The organism is Serratia surfactantfaciens (assembly GCF_001642805.2).
GTDB classification, from domain to species: domain Bacteria; phylum Pseudomonadota; class Gammaproteobacteria; order Enterobacterales; family Enterobacteriaceae; genus Serratia; species Serratia surfactantfaciens.
Map to the genome: position 1 here is coordinate 4,937,518 of NZ_CP016948.1, position 24,219 is coordinate 4,961,736.

General features: G+C 61.8%; 19 protein-coding genes. 7 read left to right on the forward strand and 12 right to left on the reverse strand.

All coding sequences use genetic code 11. The features are described from left to right. Positions 1–81 precede the first annotated feature (81 nt). Positions 82–606 (forward strand): NAD(P)H-dependent oxidoreductase, encoded by a 525-nt coding sequence (locus tag ATE40_RS23060; protein ID WP_063918047.1) that lies wholly within the window; start codon positions 82–84, stop codon positions 604–606. Positions 607–634: 28 nt separating this feature from the next. Here the strand turns inward: ATE40_RS23060 and treC are convergent, their stop codons facing one another. The 3 genes from treC to treR all read right to left on the reverse strand — a co-directional run bounded on the left by treC (position 635) and on the right by treR (position 4,867). Next, the gene (gene treC / locus ATE40_RS23065; RefSeq protein ID WP_063918048.1) at positions 635–2,299 is read right to left on the reverse strand and encodes an alpha,alpha-phosphotrehalase; all 1,665 of its coding nucleotides are present in this window, start codon (positions 2,297–2,299) and stop codon (positions 635–637) included. A gap of 67 nt (positions 2,300–2,366) precedes the next feature. After that, positions 2,367–3,782 (reverse strand): PTS trehalose transporter subunit IIBC, encoded by a 1,416-nt coding sequence (gene treB / locus ATE40_RS23070; RefSeq protein ID WP_019453304.1) that lies wholly within the window; start codon positions 3,780–3,782, stop codon positions 2,367–2,369. 137 nt (positions 3,783–3,919) lie between these two features. Continuing rightward, on the reverse strand, positions 3,920–4,867 hold the full coding sequence (treR, locus tag ATE40_RS23075; protein ID WP_019453303.1) for a trehalose operon repressor TreR: 948 nt from the start codon (positions 4,865–4,867) through the stop codon (positions 3,920–3,922). Between the two features lie 422 nt (positions 4,868–5,289). Between treR and mgtA the strand changes: the two genes are divergently transcribed. The 4 genes from mgtA to ATE40_RS23095 all read left to right on the forward strand — a co-directional run bounded on the left by mgtA (position 5,290) and on the right by ATE40_RS23095 (position 11,652). Continuing rightward, positions 5,290–7,998 (forward strand): magnesium-translocating P-type ATPase, encoded by a 2,709-nt coding sequence (gene mgtA / locus ATE40_RS23080; protein ID WP_063918049.1) that lies wholly within the window; start codon positions 5,290–5,292, stop codon positions 7,996–7,998. 211 nt (positions 7,999–8,209) lie between these two features. Further along, positions 8,210–10,603 carry a beta-N-acetylhexosaminidase gene (locus ATE40_RS23085; RefSeq protein ID WP_063918050.1) on the forward strand — a complete coding sequence of 798 codons (2,394 nt, stop codon included), beginning with the start codon at positions 8,210–8,212 and terminating at the stop codon, positions 10,601–10,603. Positions 10,604–10,744: 141 nt separating this feature from the next. Continuing rightward, positions 10,745–11,323, forward strand: a complete 579-nt coding sequence (locus tag ATE40_RS23090) for a hypothetical protein (protein ID WP_063918051.1) — start codon at positions 10,745–10,747, stop codon at positions 11,321–11,323. A 62-nt stretch (positions 11,324–11,385) separates the two neighbouring features. Further along, positions 11,386–11,652: a hypothetical protein gene (locus ATE40_RS23095; protein ID WP_063918052.1), complete on the forward strand. Its 267-nt coding sequence runs from the start codon at positions 11,386–11,388 to the stop codon at positions 11,650–11,652. Between the two features lie 47 nt (positions 11,653–11,699). Here the strand turns inward: ATE40_RS23095 and ridA are convergent, their stop codons facing one another. The 5 genes from ridA to argF form a co-directional block, all read right to left on the reverse strand. Then, positions 11,700–12,086, reverse strand: a complete 387-nt coding sequence (ridA, locus tag ATE40_RS23100) for a 2-iminobutanoate/2-iminopropanoate deaminase (RefSeq protein ID WP_019453299.1) — start codon at positions 12,084–12,086, stop codon at positions 11,700–11,702. Between the two features lie 156 nt (positions 12,087–12,242). Continuing rightward, positions 12,243–12,707, reverse strand: a complete 465-nt coding sequence (gene pyrI, locus ATE40_RS23105) for an aspartate carbamoyltransferase regulatory subunit (RefSeq protein ID WP_019453298.1) — start codon at positions 12,705–12,707, stop codon at positions 12,243–12,245. A gap of 12 nt (positions 12,708–12,719) precedes the next feature. Then, positions 12,720–13,655: an aspartate carbamoyltransferase gene (gene pyrB, locus ATE40_RS23110; protein WP_019453297.1), complete on the reverse strand. Its 936-nt coding sequence runs from the start codon at positions 13,653–13,655 to the stop codon at positions 12,720–12,722. A 289-nt stretch (positions 13,656–13,944) separates the two neighbouring features. Continuing rightward, entirely contained in the window at positions 13,945–15,513 is a 1,569-nt protein-coding gene (locus ATE40_RS23115; protein ID WP_063918053.1) for an ABC transporter substrate-binding protein, read from the reverse strand. A gap of 195 nt (positions 15,514–15,708) precedes the next feature. Next, the gene (gene argF / locus ATE40_RS23120) at positions 15,709–16,728 is read right to left on the reverse strand and encodes an ornithine carbamoyltransferase (protein ID WP_019453295.1); all 1,020 of its coding nucleotides are present in this window, start codon (positions 16,726–16,728) and stop codon (positions 15,709–15,711) included. Positions 16,729–16,890: 162 nt separating this feature from the next. Between argF and rraB the strand changes: the two genes are divergently transcribed. Then, positions 16,891–17,316: a ribonuclease E inhibitor RraB gene (gene rraB / locus ATE40_RS23125; RefSeq protein WP_004933365.1), complete on the forward strand. Its 426-nt coding sequence runs from the start codon at positions 16,891–16,893 to the stop codon at positions 17,314–17,316. Positions 17,317–17,495: 179 nt separating this feature from the next. Then, positions 17,496–18,260, forward strand: a complete 765-nt coding sequence (gene miaE / locus ATE40_RS23130) for a tRNA isopentenyl-2-thiomethyl-A-37 hydroxylase MiaE (RefSeq protein WP_015376459.1) — start codon at positions 17,496–17,498, stop codon at positions 18,258–18,260. Positions 18,261–18,275: 15 nt separating this feature from the next. Here miaE and ATE40_RS23135 read toward each other — a convergent pair whose 3' ends face one another. From ATE40_RS23135 to ATE40_RS23150, 4 genes are all read right to left on the reverse strand, one after another. Next, the gene (locus tag ATE40_RS23135) at positions 18,276–19,883 is read right to left on the reverse strand and encodes a GMC family oxidoreductase (RefSeq protein ID WP_063918054.1); all 1,608 of its coding nucleotides are present in this window, start codon (positions 19,881–19,883) and stop codon (positions 18,276–18,278) included. Between the two features lie 225 nt (positions 19,884–20,108). After that, positions 20,109–20,612 carry a GNAT family N-acetyltransferase gene (locus ATE40_RS23140; RefSeq protein ID WP_004933360.1) on the reverse strand — a complete coding sequence of 168 codons (504 nt, stop codon included), beginning with the start codon at positions 20,610–20,612 and terminating at the stop codon, positions 20,109–20,111. 199 nt (positions 20,613–20,811) lie between these two features. Further along, positions 20,812–23,688, reverse strand: a complete 2,877-nt coding sequence (locus tag ATE40_RS23145) for a valine--tRNA ligase (RefSeq protein ID WP_063918055.1) — start codon at positions 23,686–23,688, stop codon at positions 20,812–20,814. A 12-nt stretch (positions 23,689–23,700) separates the two neighbouring features. After that, entirely contained in the window at positions 23,701–24,150 is a 450-nt protein-coding gene (locus ATE40_RS23150; protein WP_016929275.1) for a DNA polymerase III subunit chi, read from the reverse strand. Between the last annotated feature and the right edge of the window lie 69 nt (positions 24,151–24,219).

A 24,219-nucleotide genomic window follows, 5' to 3' on the forward strand; every position in this document is an offset into this window, starting at 1 on the left:
TTGAAGTGACCTTTAACAGCCTACACCCGAAGCGGCGGAAATGGAAAAATGCCCTCATCTTCTTATGACCGAGGAATCGTTATGTCGCGCATTTTAGTGTTAACCGCCCACCGCACCCCCGACGAGTCGCGCATCAACAAAGCGCTGATCACGGCGCTGAGTCCGTTGCCCAACGTTACCGTTCACGAACTGATCCGCGCTTACCCGGATTACCGCATCGACGTGGCGCGCGAGCAGGAACTGCTGCAGAGCCATGATGCGGTAGTGATGTTGTTCCCGTTTTATTGGTACAGCTCGCCGGCGATCCTCAGCGAATGGCAGGATGCGGTATTAACCTACGGTTTCGCCTACGGCAGCGAAGGCACCCAACTGCACGGCAAACCGCTGCAACTGGTGGTGAGCACCGGCGGCAACGCGCAGGCCTATACGGCGGAAGGGTACAACCGTTATCCGGTGCAGGATCTGCTGCTGCCGTTCCACGCCATGGCCAACCTGACCGGCATGGATTATCTGCCGCCGCATCTGGTGCAGGGCGTATTCGATATGAGCGATGAACGCCTGGCGCAAGAGGCCGCCGGGGTGGTGGCGCTGCTGGGGAAATTGTAGGGCGCAGCGCTCGCCGCGCCCTGCGGGGTTAGTCTTCGAGCAGCCACCACACCGCTTCGAACGGCCGTAGCGTCAGCGCCTGCGGCTGGTCTGCCGAGTCGCTGTAATTGCTCATCAGCGGGCGCCACTGGGCGGAAGGCTCCACGCCCGCCGCCGTCCAGGCCTGCGGCTCGCGGCTCAGGTTGGCCACCACCAGCAGGCGCTGGCCGTTCCAGCTGCGCTGATAGCACCACAGCGCCGGGTGTTCCGGCGCCAGATCCTGATAGTCGCCGTGGGTCAGCAGCGGGTACTGCTTGCGCAGGGTGATCAGCTGGCGGTAGGCGTAAAACACCGAGTCGAGGTCGGCCAGCGCCGCTTCGGCGTTGATTTGCGGGTAGTTCTCGGCGCAGCCGATCCACGGCGTGCCGGTGGTGAAACCGGCGTGCGGCGCGGCGCTCCACTGCATCGGCGTGCGGCCGTTGTCGCGCGATTTGTCGGCCAGGATCGCCAGCAGTTCGGCATCGCTGCGGCCCTGAGCGCTCAGTTCGGCGTACATGTTCAGGCTTTCCACGTCGCGGTACTGCTCGATGGTGCGGAAGCCGGGGTTGGTCATGCCGATCTCTTCACCCTGGTAGATATAAGGCGTGCCCTGCATGCCGTGCAGCACCATCGCCAGCATTTTGGCGGCCGGCAGCCGCAGTGCGCCTTCATCGCCGAAGCGCGACACGATGCGCGGCTGATCGTGGTTGCACCAGAACAGCGCATTCCAGGCGCGGTTATGCATTCCTTGCTGCCAGTGGCGGAAGATCTGCTTCAGCTCCACATAATCCGGCGCCGCCCGCGTCCATTTTTCGCCGCCGGCGTAGTCCACCTTCAGGTGGTGGAAGTTGAAGGTCATCGACAGCTCCTCACCGCTCTGCGCCGCGTACTGCTGGCAATGCTCGAGCGTGGTGGAGGACATCTCGCCCACCGTCATCAGGCCGCGTGGCTGGAACACGTCGCGGCTCATCTCCTGCAGGAACTCGTGGATGCGCGGGCCGTCGGTGTAGAAGCGGCGGCCGTCGCCCTGGCTGTCGGACGGGAAGTCCTGCTGCTTGGACACCAGGTTGATCACGTCGAGGCGCAGGCCGTCGACGCCTTTGTCCGCCCAGAACTGGCACACTTTCTTCAGCTCTTCGCGCACCGGCGGGTGTTCCCAGTTGAGATCCGCCTGCTCGGCGGCGAACAGGTGCAGGTAGTACTGGCCGCTGTCGGCGTGCCACTGCCAGGCGTTGCCGCCGAACTTGGAACGCCAGTTGTTCGGCGGCGTATCGCCTTCGCCGTCGCGCCAGACGTAGAACTGACGATACGGGCTGTGGCGATCCTGTGCGGCCTTGAACCACGGATGCTCGGTCGACGTGTGGTTGAACACCATGTCCATCACGATGCGAATGCCGCGCTGGTGGGCGGCGGTGACCAACTGCTCGAAGTCCGCCATGGTGCCGTAAGCCGGATCGATGGCGCAGTAGTCCGCCACGTCATAGCCATTGTCCACCTGTGGCGATACGTAGACCGGCGTCAGCCAGATGGCGTCGACGCCCAGCTCCTGCAGATAGTCCAGCCGCCGCGTCACGCCGGCCAAATCGCCGTAGCCGTTGCCGGTGCTGTCCTGAAAACTCTTCGGATAAATTTGGTAGATGACGCCGTTCTGCCACCAAGGGGTTGGGTTGCTCATAGCTGTATACCTTTGAATCGTGACAACGAGCCTGCGCGAGCAGGCTCCTACATTCATATTGCGTCAATCAAACCGGCAGCTCGCCGCGGGCGGCCTTGCGTTTGTAGACCATGATGGTCAGCACCAGCGGGATGACGATCGCCACCAGAATTGCCAGCGAGTAAATCAGCCAGAACTGCGGTTTGATAGACAGGATGCCCGGCAGGCCGCCGACGCCGATGCCGTTGGCCATCACGCCGTCCAGGCCGCAGATAAGGCCGGCGATTGCGGAGCCGATCATCGCGCACAGCATCGGGAAGCGGTATTTGAGGTTGATGCCGTACATCGCCGGTTCGGTCACGCCGAGATAGGCGGAGATCGCCGCCGGCACCGAGATTTCACGCTCGTTGGCCTTGCGGCTGATGATGATGATGCCGAGCACCGCCGAAGCCTGCGCGATGTTGGACAGCGCAATCAGCGGCCATACCGGGGTGCCACCCATGCTCTGGATCATCTGCATGTCGATGGCCAGCGTGGTCTGGTGCACACCGGTGATCACCAGCGGCGCATACAGGAAGCCGAACAGCGCAGCGCCCACCGGCGCGAAGCTGCCGGTCATCACCGCTTTCACCGCCCAGGCGACGCCGTCGCCGATCATGCGGCCGAACGGCCCGATCAGCGCGTGCGCCAGGAACACCGCCAGCAGCAGCGAGACCACCGGCACCACCACCAGATAGAGATAGTCGGGGACGATCTTTTTCAGCCGGGTTTCGATCCAGCCCAGCGCCATCCCCGCCAGGATCGACGGGATCACCTGCGCCTGATAGCCCACTTTCTGGATCACGAACCAGCCGAAGTTCCACACTTCCGGCGTTTGCTGGCCGAGCAGGTAGGAGTTCATCAGCTGCGGCGACACCAGGGTCACGCCCAGCACGATGCCGAGCACCGGCGTGCCGCCCATCTTTTTCACCGTCGACCAACAGATGGCCACCGGCAGGAACATGAAGATCGCTTCGCCCAGCAGCCACAGGAAGTCGTAAACGGTTTTCCACGCCGGGTGCATCTGCGCCAGCGTTTGGCCGCCGGACATCGGGATGTCGCCGATCACGTTGCGGAAGCCGAGGATCAGACCGCCGCTGATCAGCGCCGGCAGCAGCGGGAAGAAGATCTCGGCGAAGTGGGAGATGGTGCGCTCGGTCCAGGTCATGTTCTGGCGTGCCGCCACCTTGGCCTGTTCCTTGTCGGCCTCGTTGACGCCGGTGCTGGCGATCAGCGCCTGATAGTAGTCGCCGACGTCGGTGCCGATCACCACCTGGAACTGCCCGGCGTTGGTGAAGCAGCCTTTGACCATCGGCAGCTCTTCGATTTCCTTTGGGCTGGCCTTGCTGGGGTCATTGAGGACGAAACGCAGCCGGGTAATGCAATGGCTGACGGTGGCGATGTTCTCGCGGCCGCCGACCAAAACAATCAGGCGATCAATATCCTGCTGTTTTACTTTGCTCATTATGGGATACCTGCAGAGGTGTTGACTGAGTAATGATCAAAGCTTAGCCACTCGGCTTTTTGAATGAAATGGGAACGTTCCCGGTTTGGGGCGAGGATCACAAAATGACAAAAAATGGTCAACTTCCAAGCAGATCGTCAGGAAAGTTTGCTGGGCACCACCAGGCGGCGGATCCCCTGTTCACCGCTGAGCTGCGCCAGCAGCTGCTGCGCGGCCAGCAGGCCGGCGCTACCGTAGCCGAACTCGACAGACAGGGTATCGGGGAACAGGAAGCTGAGCAGCGGGGTGTTGCCGATGGCGCACACCTGAATGGCGCGGGCCGGTTGCTGCTGCAGGTATTTGATCGCGCCGAGGGCGATACTGTCGGAGGCGCATATCAGCGCGCTGGTGTGCGCATCGATCACTTCGGCGGCGTGCTGGAAACCGCTCTGGTAACTCAGCTCGCCCAGCGTGGCGCGCGGCGTGAGCTTGAGGCGTTCACAGGCGTCGAGATAGGCCTGGTAGCGGCGCTGGCCGGTGGTGGCGTCGCTGAGCTGCACCCCCAGATAGCCGATATGTCGATGCCCCTGCCGGTACAGACGATCCATCAGCAGGTTCACCGCGCCGGCGTCGTCGTAGCAGACGGACGAGAAGCCGTCGTATTCGCGCACCATCACCACCATTTTTTCCTGCCACGGTTTGAGCATCGCCGCGGTCAGGCCGGTGAAGCCGAACAGGATCACGCCGTCGACGTTGCGCTGGTGCAGCACGTGCAGGTGCTCCTGCACCAGGCGGGTTTCGAACTGGCTCTCCATCACGATCGGATCGAAGCCCTGCTGGTACAGCAGCGGCAGCATGGTGCGCACCGCCTGGTTCTCCGACGGCGAATCGAGACGGGAAACGATGATGCCCACCACCTTGTCGCTTTGGCCGCGCATGGCGCGCGCCGACTTGGAGGGGGTAAACCCTTGCTGACGGATCACCGCTTCCACCCGTTCGCGGGTTTGCGGGCTCACGCTGCCTTCATTGTTCAGCACGCGTGAGACGGTGGATTTGCCTACGCCGCTCAGGCGTGCGATGTCCTTGATGGTCAGCCGGTTTTGCATGGTTTACTTGTCGTTTAGGTTGTAAGGCGTAAATTGACGGCCAATAATGAATGCCCGTCAGCATAGCTCATTTTCCGACGCGGATCTTGATGCAAAACGGGATTGTGACATTGCGATGAACGGCCGCTCCTGCCGCTCTGTTTTTCCCTTTACCGGAGGTTATACCCCATATGGACCCCGACCCGGCTGCTTTAGACACTCACTCGGTTCTCCGGTAAAACCTCTCCGCCTGGCGCTGCTGTTTTACCGGTGAAGTACATCACGGTAACCGGTGGCGCGCGCTTCGTCGTTCGCTCCTGCTGCTGAAAAAAGAATAAGGATCTGCATTGGCAGAGGCTTTTTGGCGTGCCCGCCATCCGCCCGGCCGATGACGATCCCCGTTTACCCGCTGCCGTGAGGCACCGGGCGACGAGGTGCGAACCATGAAACTGAAAAAACTCCCCCGTCAGCTGCTGGGCCTGTTCGCCCGCGGCCTTCCGCGCCGTTTGGTGCGCCGCGACAGCCTGCTGGACAGCGTCAGCGGCGCTGCGCGCGATATGCCGGCCGGCCTGGCGCAGCAGCGGCTGGAATGCGCCGCCGCAGAGACGATGCAGCTGTTTGAGCGTTTCCACAGCCACCCGGAAGGTATCACCGCCCATGAGGCGGAACAGGTGCGTCAACGCTGCGGCGAGAACGTCATCGACGATCAGCAGAAAGAGGCCTGGTGGCAACACCTCTGGCACTGCTACCGCAACCCGTTCAATCTGCTGCTGACCGCGCTCGGCATGATCTCTTACGCCACCGAGGATCTCACCGGCGCGTTGGTGATCGCGCTGATGGTGCTGATCTCCACGCTGCTGAACTTCATCCAGGAGGCGCGCTCCAACCGGGCGGCCGATGCGCTGAAAGCGATGGTGAGCAACACCGCCACGGTGATCCGCAGCGATGCGCTCACCGGCAGGAGCGAGCACGTGGAGCTGCCGATCGCGCAGCTGGTGCCGGGGGATATCATCAAGCTGGCGGCCGGCGACATGATCCCAGCGGATCTGCGCGTGCTGTCGGCCAAGGATCTGTTCATCAGCCAGGCGGCGCTGACCGGCGAATCGCTGCCGGTGGAGAAATCTGCGGCGCCGCAGGCGCTGGCGGCCGATCCGCTCGATTGCCAGAATCTGTGCTTCATGGGCACCAACGTGGTCAGCGGCACCGCGCTGGCGATGGTGATCGGCACCGGCGGCAGCACCTATTTCGGCCAGTTGGCGCAGCGCGTCACCAGCCAGGATGAACAGCCGAACGCCTTCCAGAGCGGTATCAGCAAGGTCAGCTGGCTGCTGATCCGCTTTATGCTGGTAATGACGCCGATCGTGCTGCTGATCAACGGCTACACCAAGGGAGACTGGTGGGAAGCGGCGCTGTTCGCGCTGTCGGTGGCGGTCGGGCTGACGCCGGAAATGCTGCCGATGATCGTCACCTCGACGCTGGCCAAAGGGGCGGTGAAACTGTCGCGCCAGAAGGTGATCGTCAAACGGCTGGACGCCATCCAGAACTTCGGCGCCATGGATATTCTGTGCACCGACAAGACCGGCACCCTGACCCAGGACAAGATCGTGCTGGAGCGCCACACCGACGTGTTTGGCGCCAGCAGCGAGCGGGTGCTGCGCTACGCCTGGCTGAACAGCTTCTACCAGACCGGGTTGAAAAACCTGCTCGACGTGGCGGTGCTGAGCTGTGCGGAGCAAAATCAGCAGCCGGAAGCGCTGCAGCACTACCGCAAGGTGGATGAGATCCCGTTCGACTTCGTGCGCCGCCGCATGTCGGTGGTGGTGGCGAAAGACAACGAGTATCACGAGCTGGTGTGCAAGGGCGCGCTGGAAGAGATGCTGGCGATTTGCAGCCACGTGCGCCACGAAGACGAGGTGATCCCACTCAGCGAGGCGCTGCTGGCGCGCATTCGCCGCATCACCGACGATCTCAACCAACAGGGGCTGCGGGTGGTGGCGGTAGCCAACAAGATCCTGCCGGCGCAAACCCATGAATACGGCGTGGCGGACGAGTCGGATCTGATCCTCGAAGGCTACGTCGCCTTCCTCGATCCGCCGAAGGAGAGCACCGCACCGGCGCTGGCGGCGCTGAAACAGAACGGCGTCACGGTGAAGATCCTCACCGGCGACAACGAGCTGGTGGCGGCCAAAGTGTGCCGGGATGTCGGGCTGGCGGCCGAGCACCTGCTGCGCGGCAGCGAGATCGAACAGATGGACGACGAGCAGCTGGCGCAGGCGGCGGCGCGCACCACGGTGTTCGCCAAGCTGACGCCGCTGCACAAAGAGCGCATCGTCAAACTGCTGCGCCGCCAGGGGCACGTGGTGGGCTTTATGGGCGACGGCATCAACGATGCGCCGGCGCTGCGCGCGGCCGATATCGGCATCTCCGTCGATTCGGCGGTGGACATCGCCAAGGAAGCGGCGGACATCATCCTGCTGGAAAAAAGCCTGATGGTACTGGAGCAGGGGGTGATCGAAGGGCGCCGCACCTTCGCCAACATGCTGAAATACATCAAGATGACTGCCAGCTCCAACTTCGGTAACGTGTTCAGCGTGCTGATTGCCAGCGCCTTCCTGCCGTTCCTGCCGATGTTGCCGCTGCACCTGTTGATTCAGAACCTGATGTACGACATCTCACAGATCGCCATCCCGTTCGATAACGTCGACGACGATCAGATCACCCAGCCGCAGCGCTGGAACTCCGCCGATCTGGGGCGATTTATGGTGTTCTTTGGGCCGATCAGTTCAATCTTCGACGTGCTGACCTTCAGCCTGATGTGGTGGGTATTCAAGGCCAATACGCCGGAAATGCAGACGCTGTTCCAGTCCGGCTGGTTCGTTGAAGGGCTGCTGTCGCAAACGCTGATCGTGCACATGATCCGCACGCGCAAAATTCCGTTTATCCAGAGCCGCCCGTCCTGGCCGCTGTGCATCATGACGCTGGCGGTGATCGCCACCGGCATCGGCCTGGTGTTCTCGCCGCTGGCCGGCTTCCTGCAGCTGCAGGCGCTGCCGCTCGGCTACTTCCCGTGGCTGGTGCTGATCCTCGCCGGTTACATGGTGCTGACCCAGTGCGTGAAAGGCTGGTTCGTGCGCCGCTACGGCTGGCAATAACCCGTTCGCCCCCTCCGGCCGGGAGGGGGCAATTGTGATCCCGTCCGCTTTTTCACCGCAACGGTTGGACATCTGTTCTGTGCTGAGTCTTTATCTACAGCGTTGGCTGTTTTCCCCTGCGCCTTTCAAGCCCGCGCGTTGTTGTTTATCGCCTAGCGGTGGTTTGAAATTCATTGGGGATATTTTGTTTTTTTCCTCTGAGGAATTTCCGATGCACAGACCTTTCCGTTATACGCTACTGGCTTCATCGTTATGGCTTTCTTGCGGCGCGCTGGCGCAGCCGGCGGGCGATCTGCCGCTGATGCCCTGGCCGCAGCAGGTGGAAGTGACGCAACCGGCGGGCAAGCTGGTGCTGGATCACCGGCTGGCGTTAAGCCTCCAGGGCGACGATCTGGGTGACGCCCTGCCACGCTGGCGTCAGCGCATCGAACTGCAGACCGGCTGGACGCTGGCGCCGAGGGAAGAAGCGAACGGCGCGGCGATCAAGGTGGTGATCAAGGACCGGGTGGCGGCGCAGCCGCTGCCGGGCAGCGACGAAAGCTACCGGCTGGCGGTTACGGCGCAGGGCGCTACGCTGACCGCCAACACCCGCTTCGGCGCGCTGCGCGGCATGGAAACCCTGCTGCAGCTGCTGCAGACCGACGGGCAAAACACCTTCCTGCCGCTGGTGGATATCCGCGACGTGCCGCGCTTCCCGTGGCGCGGCGTGCTGCTGGATTCGGCGCGCCATTTCCTGCCGCTGCCGGACATTCTGCGCCAGCTTGACGGCATGGCGGCGGCCAAGCTCAACGTGTTCCATTGGCACCTGAGCGACGATCAGGGCTGGCGCTTCGCCTCCGAGCATTACCCCAAACTGCAGCAGCAGGCCAGCGACGGCCAGTTTTACACCCGCGAGCAAATGCGGCAGGTGGTGGCTTACGCCACGGCGCGCGGCATTCGCGTGGTGCCGGAGATCGACATGCCGGGGCACGCCTCCAGCATCGCGGTGGCCTATCCCGAACTGATGAGCGCGCCGGGGCCGTATCGCATGGAGCGCGAGTGGGGTGTGCATAAGCCGACGCTCGATCCGAGCCGTGACGAGGTTTATCAGTTTGTCGACACGATCGTCGGTGAACTGGCGGCGATCTTTCCCGATCCTTATCTGCACATTGGCGGCGATGAAGTTGACGCAAGCCAGTGGCGGGCGTCGCCGTCGATTCAGGCGTTTATGCAGAAGAACGGGCTGGCGGATACCCATGCGCTGCAGGCTTACTTCAACCAGAAGCTGGAAAAGATCCTCGAGAAACACCAGCGGCAGATGGTTGGCTGGGATGAGATCTACCACCCGTCGCTGCCGCGTTCGATCGTCATTCAATCCTGGCAGGGGCAAGACTCGCTGGGTGCCAGCGCCCAGGACGGCTATCAGGGCATTCTCTCCACCGGTTTCTACCTCGATCAGCCGCAAAGCACCGCCTATCACTACCGCAATGAAATTCTGCCGCAGCCGCTGGGGGTCGAGACGGCGGTGCAGCCCGGCGAGCAGGCGCAAAGCTGGCACTTCAGCATGCCGCGCCTGAAGGGCAGCGCGGTGGAAGGCAGCTTCACGCTGATCGAGGGCAAGCAGGGCTGGCGTGGCTTTATCGATTTCAACGGCAAATCGCGCCGCGCGCTGCACGACATCGTCTGGCGCACGCCGCAGCAGGTGACGTTCCGCGTCGATACCTGGATGGGCGACACGCGGCCGGTATTCACGCTGCAGCAGGACAAGCTCAGCGGCTATACGCTGGTCGGCAACGTGCGTTACCCCACCAGCGGCGACAAGCTGGCGGCGGCGCCGGCGGGCAAGATGCCGGTGGTGCCGGACGAGAAGGGGCAGGCCAACATTCTCGGCGGCGAAGCGGCGCTGTGGGCGGAAAACGTGCGCGCGCCGCTGCTCGATATCAAGCTGTGGCCGCGCGCCTTCGTGGTGGCGGAGCGGCTGTGGTCGGCGCAGGACGTCACCGATGAAAGCAACATGTACCGGCGGCTGGCGGCGATCGACGGCTGGTCGGTGGTGTCGGTCGGCCTGCAGCAACATGCGGAAACGGCGCGCGAATTCACCCGCCTGAGCAACAGCGTGCAGATCGCGCCGCTGCAGATCCTGGCCGAGGCGGTGGAACCGGCGCAGTATTACACCCGTCAGCACCTGAAGTTCCAGGCCGGCAACTATCACCAGTTCGAACCGCTGAACCGCTTTGCCGATGCGCTGCCGCCGGAAAGCGAGGCGGTGCGCGCCATGCATGCCCAGGTCGCGGCCTTGTTGCAGGATAAACGCGATAAGGCCGCGGCGCAGGCGCTGCGTGAACGGCTGCAGCGCTGGCAGGCGAACGGCGCGGCGCTGCAGACGGCGATCGCGGGCAACCGCACGCTGCGGGATCTGGCGCCGGTGGCGCAGGACGTCGGCACCCTGGCCACGCTGGGCTTAACGCTGCTGGAGCGCCATCAGCAAGACAAACCGCTGAGCCGGGCCGAGGCCGAGCAAGCGCAGCGCCAGCTGGATGCGGCGGCGCAGACGCGTGACGAAGTGGTGATTGCGGCGGTATACCCGCTGGAGGCGCTGCTGCGTGGGATGCAAACGGCGCCGTAAGGAGAGGTAGCGAAGAAACTGCGGGGCATATTCCATATCTCGACATTGCGATGTGGTTGAAAGAGCAGAAACGACGGGCTGGTTGTAAAATCCAGCCCGATTTGTTCATTCAATACGGTTTACGCGTTCAAGGGATTGATAATGCCGCAGGTTTTTAATGTCCGATTGATTGGAGAAGGTGCACTGGCTGCAACCAATGATCTCTTGGCTGAGGCTGGGTATGGCGTCCGGGTGCAAATGATGCATGCTGAAGGTTTTGAGTGGTGCGTTGCGTTGGCCCGCCAACAACCCGAAGAGCGCCGTATTCCCTGGGCGTTGAATGGCGCCGTGTTGGACGATCCGGACGGCTTTACGTTTAGCTTTAAGATACAGGGCATCGATGACCGGCCGGCCGGCGCCTGTATCTGCCGGTTTTGTCCGGCGGCGGGTGAACAACTGGCGATGTTAAATATTGAGATGCTGCAAAACTTTCGTATTAGAGACTCGAGCCTTGATGGCAATACGCTGCGTTTTGCGCTCTATGTCGCCGTGCTCTTTATGGTGGATACGGCATGCGCAGGGTTGCGCTTAATATCGCCGATTAATACGGAGTTGGCTGATTACTATATAAATCATCATCAATTTGTCGACCTCACCGGGGGGCTCAAACAGATACTTTACCGAGATGCCGAGGCGCTTTTTCTGTGGTTCCAGGAAGGTTTTTCGCCGCCGGCCTCATAATTGAAGGTGGGTGAAATTTGCGCAATAATGGCGAAGTGCCGGTAGGGTCACAGGAGGTTCGCATGGTGATAAAGTCAACAAAACGTCAGGTAACAAAACCTGCCTCTTATGAGCTGAAGGTGTATAAATTCGGCATGGAAGGTGTAGATGCCGTGAACACCTATACATCTGAACAGATTGACCGCATAACGCCTCGCGGTAAACCGATTACGGCTTCGCGAGAAGAGGTTATCGCCGTTTTAAAACGGGCGGTTAAACAGGTTAACGCTTCATCCTCTCCGGCTGCTGAAACTCTGGGCTGTGTCCGTCAGCGCCAGGCATTCAAGTAATGTAAAAACGGCCAGTCTGCACTGGCCGTGATTCGCATACGTGTCGATTAACGACGCACGGCGATGGCTTCGATTTCGATCTTCACGTCTTTCGGCAGACGCGCCACTTCCACGCAGGAGCGAGCCGGGAACGGCGCGCTGTGCTCGGTGAAGAAGGCTTCGTACGCGGCGTTGACGGTGGCGAAGTCGTTCAGGTCTTTCACGAACACGGTGGTTTTCACGATGTCGGCAACGTTCAGGCCGGCGGCTTCGACGATCGCTTTGACGTTTTCCAGCGACTGGCGCGCCTGAGCGGCCACGTCGTCGGCGACGGCGCCGGTTTTCGGATCGACCGGGATCTGGCCGGAAGTGATGATCATGCTGCCCAGATCAACGCCCTGTACATAAGGACCAATGGCTGCCGGGGCGAGTTCAGTGCTGATGTTACGTGACATGTTTTCTCCTGATAGACCCGTTGTTTTTCACGCCGCCGCGCGGTCGGCCGCAGCGTAAAATTCGGTGGGTAGCAACGTGGGTAGAGTTATTTTCAGGCATCCATTATAGGGAGTGACGCGCAGATTAACAGCGCCGCTCCCGCAAAGGGGCAGAATTCAGTCCGCCTGCAGCACCACCTGATGCTCGAACTCTTTTTCGCAGTAGCGGCACTTCAGGTGCACTTCGCCATCGCGCGGCTTCACGCTGAAGCTCGACGCCACCGGCTCGCTGCGGCTGATGCAGTTGCCGTTCGGGCAGGTCAGCACGCCGTCGATGTGGTCCGGCAGGCTGAGAGTCAGCTTGCGCACCACTTCATAGTTATCGATGCGGTTCACCGTGGCCTTCGGCGCGTACATCGCCAGCTGGTTGGCCTGCTGCTCGGTCAGGAAGGTGTTCTCGATCTTGATGAGATCCTTGCGGCCCAGCTCGTTGGAAGGCAGGTTCAGGCCGATGGTGATGCGCTGGTCGGTGGCGGTCAGCTTGAACAGCGTCAGCAGTTTGAAACCGATCTGCGCCGGAATGTGGTCGATCACCGTGCCGCATTTGATCGCTTCGACCTGCAGTTTGTTGTCATGAGTCATGGCGGTTCCCCCTTAAAGAGCCAAATCTGCGTTGAGCACCAGCGCCAGCAGCGCCTGGCGGGCGAAGATGCCGTTGCCTGCCTGCTGGAAGTAGTAAGCGTGCGGCGTTTTATCCACGTCGGTGGCGATCTCGTCGATGCGCGGCAGCGGGTGCAGCACCTTGAGGTTGGCGCGCGCGCCGGCCAGATCCGCGGCGCGCAGCACGAACTGCGCCTTCACGTTGGCGTACTCGGACGGATCGAGGCGCTCTTTCTGCACCCGGGTCATGTAGAGAATATCCAGCTCCGGCACCACTTCTTCAATGCTGCCGTGCAGGCTGTACTCGATGCCTTTCTCGTCCAGCATTTTCAGGATGTAGGCCGGCATCGCCAGCGCGTCCGGGGCGATGAAGTAGAAGCGGTTGCCTTCGAACTTGGCCAGCGCCTGGGTGAGCGAGTGCACGGTGCGGCCGTACTTCAGGTCGCCGACCATGGCGATGCTGAGGTTGCTCAGGCGGCCCTGGGTTTCCTGGATGGTGAACAGATCCAGCAGGGTTTGGGTCGGGTGCTGGTTGGCGCCGTCGCCGGCGTTGAGCACCGGCACGTTGCCGGAGAACTCCGAAGCCATGCGCGCCGCGCCTTCCTGCGGGTGGCGCATCACGATGGCGTCTACGTAGGTGCTGATCACCGAGATGGTGTCGGCCAGGGTTTCGCCTTTCTTGCCGAGCGAGGTGTTGCTGCCGTCGGCGAAACCGACCACCGAGGCACCGAGGCGGTGCATCGAGGTTTCGAACGACAGGCGGGTACGGGTCGAGGCTTCAAAGAAGCAGCTGGCGATCACCTTGTGTTTCAACAGCTCCGGCTGCGGGTTGGCTTTCAGACCGGCGGCGGTGCGCAGCACCAGCTCCAGATCCTCGCGGCTGAGATCGTTAATAGAGATGATGTGTTTGTGATACAGCGGGTTGGCCATTTTTCACTCCTCCTCGACGCGTGCCCGTGGCGCGGGACTTTTTAAGGCAAAAAAAAGCCCCTCAATGAGGGGCTTGAAACGATCGGTTTAGCAACAGGAGAAACAACGGCAGCTGGCCGCCGATAGGCAGTCGGTTTTGTCGATTGCGGCTAACAAAACAAACGTCGTTTTTCATGCTTTCTCCTGGCAAATTGTGGCGCATTATACTCGCGCTTTTCGCCACTGCAAGCGTTAAAACGCCGTTTTTTGCCGCCCCGCAATCGATTGGCCGGCGATGGCCGCCCGCCGGCTATTTGCTGACGCGATCGTAGTAGACCATGTCGGCGTTCAACCCCTGTTGGTAGCCTTTGACGTTGTCGCGCAGCACCACTTCGGTTTTGGCCTGATCGATAAATACGTACGGCGAACTGCGCTGCAGCTCCTGCTGCATGGCGGTGTACAGCGCACGGCGCTTGGCCGGATCGGCTTCGGCCAGCGCCGCCAGCGTCTGCTTATTCAACTGCGGGATCTGCCAGCCGTTCAGCCCGGCCACCGTGCTGCTCTTGCCGTCGTTGTAGGCGAAAGCGCTGGCGTTGGAGTGGGCATCGAAGTAATCCGGGATCCACAGGCGGATCGCCGCCTGGTGCTGTCTGGCGCGCACCCGGGAGTAAACCTGGCTGCCGGCGGCCGGCAGCAGTTCGACCTTCACGCCGGCGGCGGCGAAGCTGCCCTGCAGCGCCTGCGCAATGGTGATGAACGGCGGTTTGTTCTCCACGTCCAGCGTAAAGGCGGCGTGGGTGATCCCCGCCTTGGCCAGGATGGCTTTCGCCTTGGCCGGATCGTAGCTGAACGGGTTGGTCTCCAGCGCGCCCGGCAGCCCGACCGGCAGGAAGCTCTGGTGCACGAAATATTGGCCCTTCAGCAGATCTTTCGTGATGCCTTGATAATCCACCAGGTAGCGCGCCGCTTCCCAGAAGGCCGGGTTGCTCAGCAGCGGATTGGCGCCGTTGCCGGCGTTGAACACCAGGTAGTTTTGCTCGGCGGACGGGATCTCCAGCACCTTGACGCCGGGCTGATTCTTCAGCGTATCGGTCTGGTCGGCGCCCAGTTCGCGGGCGATATCGGCGTCGCCCTGCTGGATCAGCAGGCGGCGGGTGGCCGGGTCCGGCACGTTTTTAATGATGATGTTTTTCAGCTGCGGCTTGTCGCCCGGCGAGGTGGGGTTGGCGTCCAGCACGATCGCCTGGTGCGGCTGATAGACGCGCATCTTGAACGGGCCGCTGCCGGCGGAGTGCATTTTCAGCCAGGCGTTGCCGAAGTCGCCGTCCTTGACGTTGGCCAGTGCCTCCTTGCTGTCGACGATCGAAGCGATCGGCGTCGAGAGGATATTCAGCGCCACCGCCGGGCTGACGTCCGCCGTCCAGCGCAGCTGCACGGTATGTTCGTCGATCTTCTTCAGCTGCGCGTCGATGTTGTCCGGCTGCCAGCCGAGCACGTTGAGGATGAACGCCGGCGACTTATTCATCTTGACCGCGCGGCTGTAGGAGAAGATCACGTCGTCGGCGGTCAGCGGGTTGCCGGAGGCGAACGCCGCCTGCGGCCGCAGTTTCACCGTCAGCGTTTTGGCAGCTGCATCGCCCTGCCAGCTTTCCGCCAGCACCGGCGCCACCTTGGCCGGATCGTCGCGATCCGCCTGCACCAATCGTTGATACAGGCTGGGCACCGTCTGGATGCTGGAGAGTTCGTTGGCTTCCGCCGGATCGAGGCTGACGATGTCATCCAGCGATTGCACCACCACCAGCGTATTCGGCGGCGTGGCGGCTAACGCGGCGGCGGGCAGGGCGGCGAGCAGGAACAGCGGCAAGAGTTTGGCTTTCATCGGTGTATATCCCCTGAAGGCGCCGCCAGGCGGCGCTGAGAACGGTTTGTTATCGTTGGTTTTTACGGCGTGGGCGCCGTCGGCCTGTCACGGTAGAACCTTTGCCGGCGGCGGGCAAAGGTCAATCCGCTATTTGATATTCCTGGAATATATTAGCCGCCCTGGCCGGGGACGCCAGGGCGGAGGGGGGGATTGTCAGAGGGTGTTGCTCAGCGTGGCGACCAGCACCGCCTTGATGGTGTGCAGCCGGTTTTCCGCCTGATCGAACACCACGCTGTGCGCCGATTCGAACACTTCGTCGGTCACTTCCATGCCGCCGTGCAGATCATACTGCTGCGCCATCTGCTTGCCGAGGGTGGTTTGGTCGTCGTGGAACGCCGGCAGGCAGTGCAGGAACTTCACGTTCGGATTGCCGGTCAGCTTCAGCATCGCCATGTTGACCTGATACGGCCGCAGCAGCGCGATACGCTCCTGCCAGGTCTCTTTCGGTTCGCCCATCGACACCCAGACGTCGGTGTAGAGGAAGTCGGCGTCTTGCACCCCTTCGGCGATGTCTTCGGTCAGGGTGAGCTTCGCGCCGGTTTGCTGCGCCAGCGCCTGACACTCGGCCACCAGCTCCGGCTGCGGCCAGCAGGCCTTCGGCGCCACCAGCCGCAGATCCATGCCCGCCAGCGCGGCGGCTTCCAGCAGCGTGTTGCCCATGTTGTTGCGCGCGTCGCCGACGTACGCCAGTTTCACCTCGCTCAGCGCCTTGCCCGGCAGATGCTCTTGCACGGTGAGCAGATCCGCCAACAGCTGAGTAGGGTGGAACTCGTCGGTCAGGCCGTTCCACACCGGCACGCCGGCGTGTTGCGCCAGGGTTTCCACCAGCGCCTGGCCGTAGCCGCGATACTGAATACCGTCGTACAGGCGGCCCAGCACCCGGGCGGTGTCTTTCATCGACTCTTTATGGCCGATCTGGCTGCCGCTTGGGCCGAGATAGGTCACCTGTGCGCCCTGATCGAATGCGGCAACTTCGAAAGAGCATCGCGTACGGGTCGAGTCTTTTTCGAAGATGAGCGCAATGTTTTTGCCCTGCAGCCGGCGCTGTTCCTGCCCCAGCTTTTTGGCCTGTTTCAGATCGGCCGCCAGTTTCAGCAGCGCCTGCAGTTCGGCGGGGGTGAAATCCATTAACCTCAGAAAGTGACGTTGGTAGAACGCATTGCCGGTGCTCATAGTCCGATTCCCTGATTGTGTAATTGAATTAAAATTCACTTTATATGTATGAATATTCAATTTCAACCCCAGCATGGAAATCTTTCACGTTTATCGTGGAAGCAACGTCGGCGGTGTGTGAAAATAGAAGGAATGAAGGCCATTTGACTTGAGGATATAGGCATGGCAAACCGCGAATTGCTGGAAGAACAACGTGAAGAGACCCGCCTGATCATCGAAGAGCTGTTGGAAGACGGCAGCGATCCGGACGCGCTCTACACCATCGAGCACCATCTGTCCGCCGAGAAATTTGAGGTTCTGGAGCAGGCCGCCGTTGAAGCCTTCAAGCTGGGCTACGAAGTGACCGACGCCGAAGAGCTGGAAGTGGAAGACGGTTCGCTGGTGATGTGCTGCGACGTGATCAGCGAAGTCGGCCTGAACGCCGAGCTGATCGACGCCCAGGTAGAGCAGCTGGTGGCGCTGGCGGAACGCTGCGGCGTCAACTACGACGGCTGGGGCACCTACTTCGAAGATCCGAACGGTGAAGACGGTGAGGATGACGAAGACGGCGACTACATCGACGAAGACGACGACGGCAAACGCCACTAATTCCTTTCCGATCAATACCTGTGGGCTGGCTTTCGCCGGCCCCTGATATCCCCGTCGTCTTTCAAGCTGCAGCGTTGTTGGCTGCACTCTCTCACCCCAGTCACTTACCTGAGTAAGCTCCTGGGGATGAGTGAGCTGGCCGCCTGGCTGCAACTTGAAATACATAGGGCAATGACGCCATGACATACCAATCCCTGTTAGCCCCGATTTTAAGCTTCCTGCACTGTGAAACCCCCGACGCCTGGATCGACGCCGCGCGCCGTCCGGAAAACCTGCAGCTGTTGCTGACCGACCACCTGGTGTGCGAGCTGAAAGCCGCGCAGACCGGCATGTGGCTGATCCGCCGCTACGTGGCGGACAAAGAGAGCGGCGACGCGCTGTTGGCGCTGCTGCGCCCTTACGAGGCGTTTCTGCACGAAGCGCAGGGCGCGCCGGACACGCTGTTCCGCCAGGGCCAGTTCACCCGCAAGATCCTGCCGAAAAACGGCTCGGCCTACGGCCAGGATCTGGCGGATCGCATGGTGCTGTTGATCAAGGAAGAGTTGCATCACTTCTCGCAGGTGCTGGAGATCATGCAGGCGCGCGGGATCCCGTATCGCAAGATCACCGCCAGCCGCTACGCTAAGGGCATGATCCGCGAGATCCGCACCCACGATCCGGCGACGCTGATCGACAAACTGATCTGCGGCGCCTACATCGAAGCGCGATCCTGCGAACGTTTCGCCAAATTGGCGCCGCACCTGGACGACGAGCTGAACCGCTTTTACGTCTCGCTGCTGCGCTCTGAAGCGCGCCACTATCAGGACTACCTGACGCTGGCCGAGCAGATCGCCGGCGGCGACATCAGCGAACGGGTGGCGCATTTCGGCCGCCTCGAAGCTGAATTGATCCTGTCGCCGGACAGCGAGCTGCGCTTCCATAGCGGCGTGCCCGCCGCCGCCTGAGGTTGAGGCGCGCCCTTACTGCGGCGCGCCCAGCAACAGATCCACCGCCTTTTCCGCCAGCATGATGGTCGGCGCATTGGTGTTGCCGCTGGTGAGTTGCGGCATCACCGAGCAGTCGATCACCCGCAGCTGTTCAAAACCGTGCACCCGCAGCTGCGGATCGGTCACCGCGTCCTGCGGCGACGGCCCCATGCGGCAACTGCCCACCGGGTGATACACCGTCTTGCAGAAGTTGCGCACGAACTCTTCCAACTGCGCCTCATCGCGCGTCCACTCCGGCTGCGGCATCAGCAGATCTTTGATCAGCGGCTTCAACGCCGCGGTTTGCAGGAAGCCGAGGCCGAACTTTACCGCGCGCACGCTGCCGGCCAGATCGTCCGGGTGGCCGAGGTAGTTGGCGTGCAGCTTGACCGGATCGCGCGGGTTGCTGCTGCGCAGCAGCACTTCGCCGCGCGCCTTCGGCTGCAGGTAGCCGACCTTGAGCGTGAAACCGTGAATGTTCGGCAGCGGTTCGCCGGGCACGTCGTCCCAGCTGTCCAGCAGCGGCAGGAAGTGGATCTGCACGTCCGGCCGGCCGTCGCCCTGGCTGTCGGTAAAGGCGGCGCCTTCCAGCACGTTGGACGAGAGCACGCCGCTGCGAAACGCCAGCCACTGCGCACCGTGGCTCAGCGCCTGCAGACCGCGATCGGCGCCGAACAGGCTGATCGGCTCGCGGGTGCTGACGTTGATCGACATGTGCAGGTGGTCGTGGAAGTTTTTGCCCACCGGCAGATCCCCCCGTACCTCGATGCCCAGCTGCTGCAGGTGGTCGCGCGGGCCGATGCCGGACAGCATCAGCAGCTTCGGCGAACCGACCGCGCCGGCGCTGACGATCACCTCTTTGGTGGCGCGCGCGGTGACTTCCGCACCGCCGTTTTGGCTGTAGACCACGCCGGTGGCGACGTTGCCCTCGAAGGTCAGCCGGTGTGCCAGGGCGTTCAGTTTCACCACCAGCCGCCGTTCGTCGCGCACCGCCTTCAGGTAGGTGCGGGCGGTGCTGGCGCGCTCGCCGTTGTGGGTGGTGGTTTGGTAGAAACCGACGCCGTGCTGGCTGTCGCCGTTGAAGTCGTTGCGATAGGGCAGGTTCAGCTCCTGGCCGGCGCGGATAAACGCCATGCTGAGCGGGTGGCGGTAGCGATTCTCGCTGACCGGCAGCAGCCCGTCGGCGCCGTGGTAGTCGTCTGACAGGCTTTCGTTGGCCTCGGCGCGTTTGAAGTAGGGCAACACCTCGCGGTAGCTCCAGCCGGTGCAGCCGTAGTGTTCGGCCCAGTCGTCGTAGTCTTGCGGCTGGCCGCGCAGGTAGATCATGCCGTTGACCGAACTGCTGCCGCCCAGCACCTTGCCCTGCGCGATCTGCATGCGGCGGTTATTGGCGTGCGGTTCCGGCTCCGTTTCATAGGGCCAGCTCTTTTTGGCGATGATCTTGGCCACCCCGGCCGGCATCTTGATGAACAGGTTATTGTCGTCGCCGCCGGCTTCCAGCAGCAGCACCCGCGCCTGGGTGCGGCGGATAAGCTGCGCCGCCAGCACGCAGCCGGCGGAACCGGCGCCGACAATGATGTAATCAAAGGTATTTTCCGACATGACAGCTCTCCGTGCGCGATTGAGATACTGGCAGAGTAACGCGGGGGAAAAGGCGGTCAATTTACGATCGTTAATTTATTAACGAACTTCACATTAAATTTACATCGTGGTTTTTAACGTCAGTTTATCTGCTTGAAAAACTGAGTTATAGCGAGTTTTACTGATTGATTGCGATATTAATAAAAAAGGCGCAGCAAGCTGCGCCCTGATGGAGAAGCGGAAGGATTACAGCGTTTTCAGCATGGTGACTTCGCAATCGACGTGGCCGGTGGCACCCATCGCGTGGTCGATGTGTTCGAAGCCCAGGTGTTCGTACAGCGCGACGGCCTGCGTCAGGCTGGCGGTGGTCTCGAGGTAACAACAGCGGAAGCCGTGCTGGCGGGCGAAATCCAGCGCCTGCAGCGCCAGACGTTTCGCCAATCCCTTGCCGCGCAACACCGGCAGGAAATACATCTTCTGCAATTCGCAAATATCGTCTGCGCCACCCTGCAGCGGCGCGATGCCGCCGCCGCCGGCGACCTGGCCGTCCACCTCGATCACCCAGTAAGCGCTGCGCGGCAGGCTGTAGAGCTGATACAGGGCATCCAGGTTGGGATCGGAGACGGTATAGCCTTTATCCGCCGTCAGGCCGTGCTCGGCGGAGACTTCGCGAATGACGTGAGCAATGGCGGGATTGTCTTCCGCCGTGATGGGGCGCACCAGCAGGCGCGCCGGGGTTGCTGTTGTCATGTTTACACTCGCCATTGAAAGAGACCACGTTCGTTTTTCATTTTTATCGCAGCGCGAAACGCGCCGGGGTTATTTCCCGGCGGCGTCCTTGCGGCAGTAATATCTTGTAATAACATCTAACCCGGCCCGGATGCAACGGCGATAAAAAAACAGCGGGGAAGACCCCGCTGTTTTTCAGGCGTTGGCGTGAGCCGGTGGATTACAGCGCGGCGATGGTCGCCTGCTGTTCCTGCAGCTTCACTTTGCCTTCTTTGCAGGCCGCCAGACGATCGCGCTCTTTGGCAACTACCGCTTCCGGCGCGCGCGCCACGAAGCCTTCGTTCGCCAGCTTGCCTTCGATCGAAGCGATTTCCGCATCCAGCTTGCCCATCTCTTTCGCCAGACGCGCGATCTCGGCATCCTTGTCGATGAAACCGGCCATCGGGATCAGCAGCTCGGCGCCGTCCACCAGCTTGGTGACGGAGACCGGGCCTTTCTCACCGGCCGGCAGCAGCGCGATGGATTCCAGGCGCGCCAGACGGGCGATAAAGCTTTGGTTCTCCTGCACGCGGCGCTGGGCGTCGGCGCTGCAGTTGCGCAGCAGCACGTCGAGCGCTTTGCTTGGCGCGATGTTCATCTCGGCGCGGATGTTGCGCACGGCGATGATGGTTTGCTTGATCCACTCCAGATCGTTCAGCGCCTGCTCGTCTTCCAGCGCGGCGTCGTAGGCCGGGAACGGCTGCAGCATGATGGTGTCTGCAGTCGTGCCGGTCAGCGGCTTCACGCGCTGCCAGATGGTTTCGGTGATGAACGGAATGATCGGGTGCGCCAGGCGCAGCAGCGCTTCCAGCACGGTGATCAGCGTGTGGCGGGTGCCGCGCTGTTCCGCTTCGCTGCCGTTGCTCACCACCGGCTTGGTCAGCTCCAGATACCAGTCGCAGAACTGGTTCCAGGTGAATTCGTACAGGATGTTGGCCGCCAGATCGAAGCGGTAGGTATCCAGCGCTTCGCGGTAGGCTTTCACCGTGCGGTTGAATTCGGCCAGGATCCAGCGATCCGCCAGCGACAGCACTTTCTCGCCGCCGTTGAAGCCGCAGTCGTGCGCTTCGGTGTTCATCAGCACGAAGCGGCTGGCGTTCCACAGCTTGTTACAGAAGTTGCGGTAGCCTTCCAGGCGCTTCATGTCCCAGTTGATGTCGCGGCCGGTCGAGGCCAGCGCCGCCAGGGTGAAGCGCAGGGCGTCGGTGCCGTGCGGCTCGATGCCGTTCGGGAACTGCTTCTCGGTGCGCTTGCGGATCTTTTCCGCCAGCTGCGGCTGCATCATGTTGCCGGTGCGTTTTTCCAGCAGATCTTCCAGCGAGATGCCGTCGACCATATCCAGCGGATCGATCACGTTGCCTTTCGACTTGGACATCTTCTGGCCTTCATCGTCGCGGATCAGGCCAGTCATGTAGACGGTCTTGAACGGCACCTGCGGCTTGCCGTTTTCATCCTTGATGAAGTGCATGGTCAGCATGATCATGCGCGCGATCCAGAAGAAGATGATGTCGAAGCCGCTGACCATCACGCTGGTCGGGTGGAAGGTTTTCAGCGCCTCGGTCTGCTCCGGCCAGCCCAGGGTGGAGAAGGTCCACAGGCCGGACGAGAACCAGGTGTCCAGCACGTCTTCGTCCTGGGTCAGCACCACGTCGGCGCCCAGGTTGTTCTCGCTGCGCACTTCTTCTTCGCTGCGGCCCACGTAGACTTTGCCGTTCACGTCGTACCAGGCCGGGATGCGGTGGCCCCACCACAGCTGACGCGAGATGCACCAGTCCTGAATGTCGCGCATCCAGCTGAAGTACATGTTTTCGTACTGCTTCGGCACGAACTGGATTTCGCCCTGTTCGACCGCTTCCACCGCCACTTTGGCCAGCGGCGCGGTGCGCACGTACCATTGGTCGGTCAGCATCGGCTCGATCACCACGCCGCCGCGATCGCCGTAAGGCACCGTCAGGTCGTGCGGTTTGATCTCGTCCAGCAGGCCCAGCTGGTCGAAGGCGGCCACTACCGCTTTACGCGCCGCGAAGCGCTCCAGGCCACGGAACTCGGCCGGGATCTCGTTGCAGTAGTCGGTGCAGACTTCGCCCAGGGTGTTGAACACTTCCGCTTCCTGACGGATGTCGCCGTCGAAGGTCAGAATGTTGATCATCGGCAGGCCGTGGCGTTTGCCGACTTCGTAGTCGTTGAAATCGTGCGCCGGGGTGATCTTCACGCAGCCGGTGCCTTTTTCCATATCGGCGTGTTCGTCGCCGACGATGCGGATGCGGCGGCCGACCAGCGGCAGAATGATCTCTTTGCCGATCAGATCTTTATAGCGCGGATCTTCCGGGTTGACCGCCACGCCGGTATCGCCCAGCACGGTTTCCGGACGGGTAGTGGCGACCACCAGGTAGTCTTTGCCCTCGGCGGTTTTCGCGCCGTCGGCCAGCGGGTAGCGCAGGTGCCACATGGAACCTTTGGACTCGCGGTTTTCCACTTCCAGATCGGAGATGGCGGTGCGCAGCTTCGGATCCCAGTTCACCAAGCGCTTGCCGCGGTAGATCAGGTCTTCTTTGTGCAGACGGACAAACACTTCGCGCACCGCGTTCGACAGGCCTTCGTCCATGGTGAAGCGCTCGCGCTCCCAGTCCACGGAGTTGCCCAGACGGCGCATCTGACGGGTAATAGTGCCGCCGGATTCCGCCTTCCACTGCCAGATCTTGTCGATGAACGCGTCACGGCCGTAGTCGTGGCGGGTTTTGCCTTCTTCCGCGGCGATCTTGCGCTCCACCACCATCTGGGTGGCGATGCCGGCGTGGTCGGTGCCCGCCTGCCACAGGGTGTTTTTACCCTGCATGCGCTGATAGCGAATCATGGTGTCCATGATGGTCTGCTGGAACGCGTGGCCCATGTGCAGGCTGCCGGTGACGTTCGGCGGCGGGATCATGATGCAGAAGCTTTCCTGGCTGGTGTCGCCGTTCGGCTTGAAGTAACCCTGATTCTCCCAGTGATCGTACAGCTTCTGTTCGATCTGTTTTGGGTCGTATGCGGTGTCGAGCTGACTGTTTGTCTTTTCCATTCTTTATCGTATTCAGTGAGTTGGCGGCGTAGCCGTGGTCAAATGGAAGCCGACGCTGCGATAGGCCTTGTAACGGTCGCGCGCCAACTGTTTCAGAGTGTCTTCGTAAGGAACGAAGTCTACCACTTCATGGAAAGCGGTAGCAAAATCGGCAAACTGCGGCAGCAGGGCGATCAGCAGATCGCGCGGGGCGTTGCCGCGCTTGCCGGGCCAGCACAGTTCCACCGGCGCGCCGTAGTGCGGCCCTTCGCCGGCCAGGTTGTGCGGCACGAATTCATGCGGCTCACGCTGCCACAGCGCTTCGTCCAGCCGCTGGGCCTGCTCCTGACTCTCGCAGGCGATCAGCACCCGCTTGCCGGAACGCCAGCGTTCGGCGGCAACGGCGCAGGCCACGGCCTCATGGGCGCTGAGCGCGCCTGACGGTTCCGCGTTGTCGAGCAAATAAAACGTCGCCTGTTTCATTAAGGATCCACCGCTGCCGATAAAAAAATGTAGGGGCACAGCATGCTGTGCCCCTTGGGATTATACCTG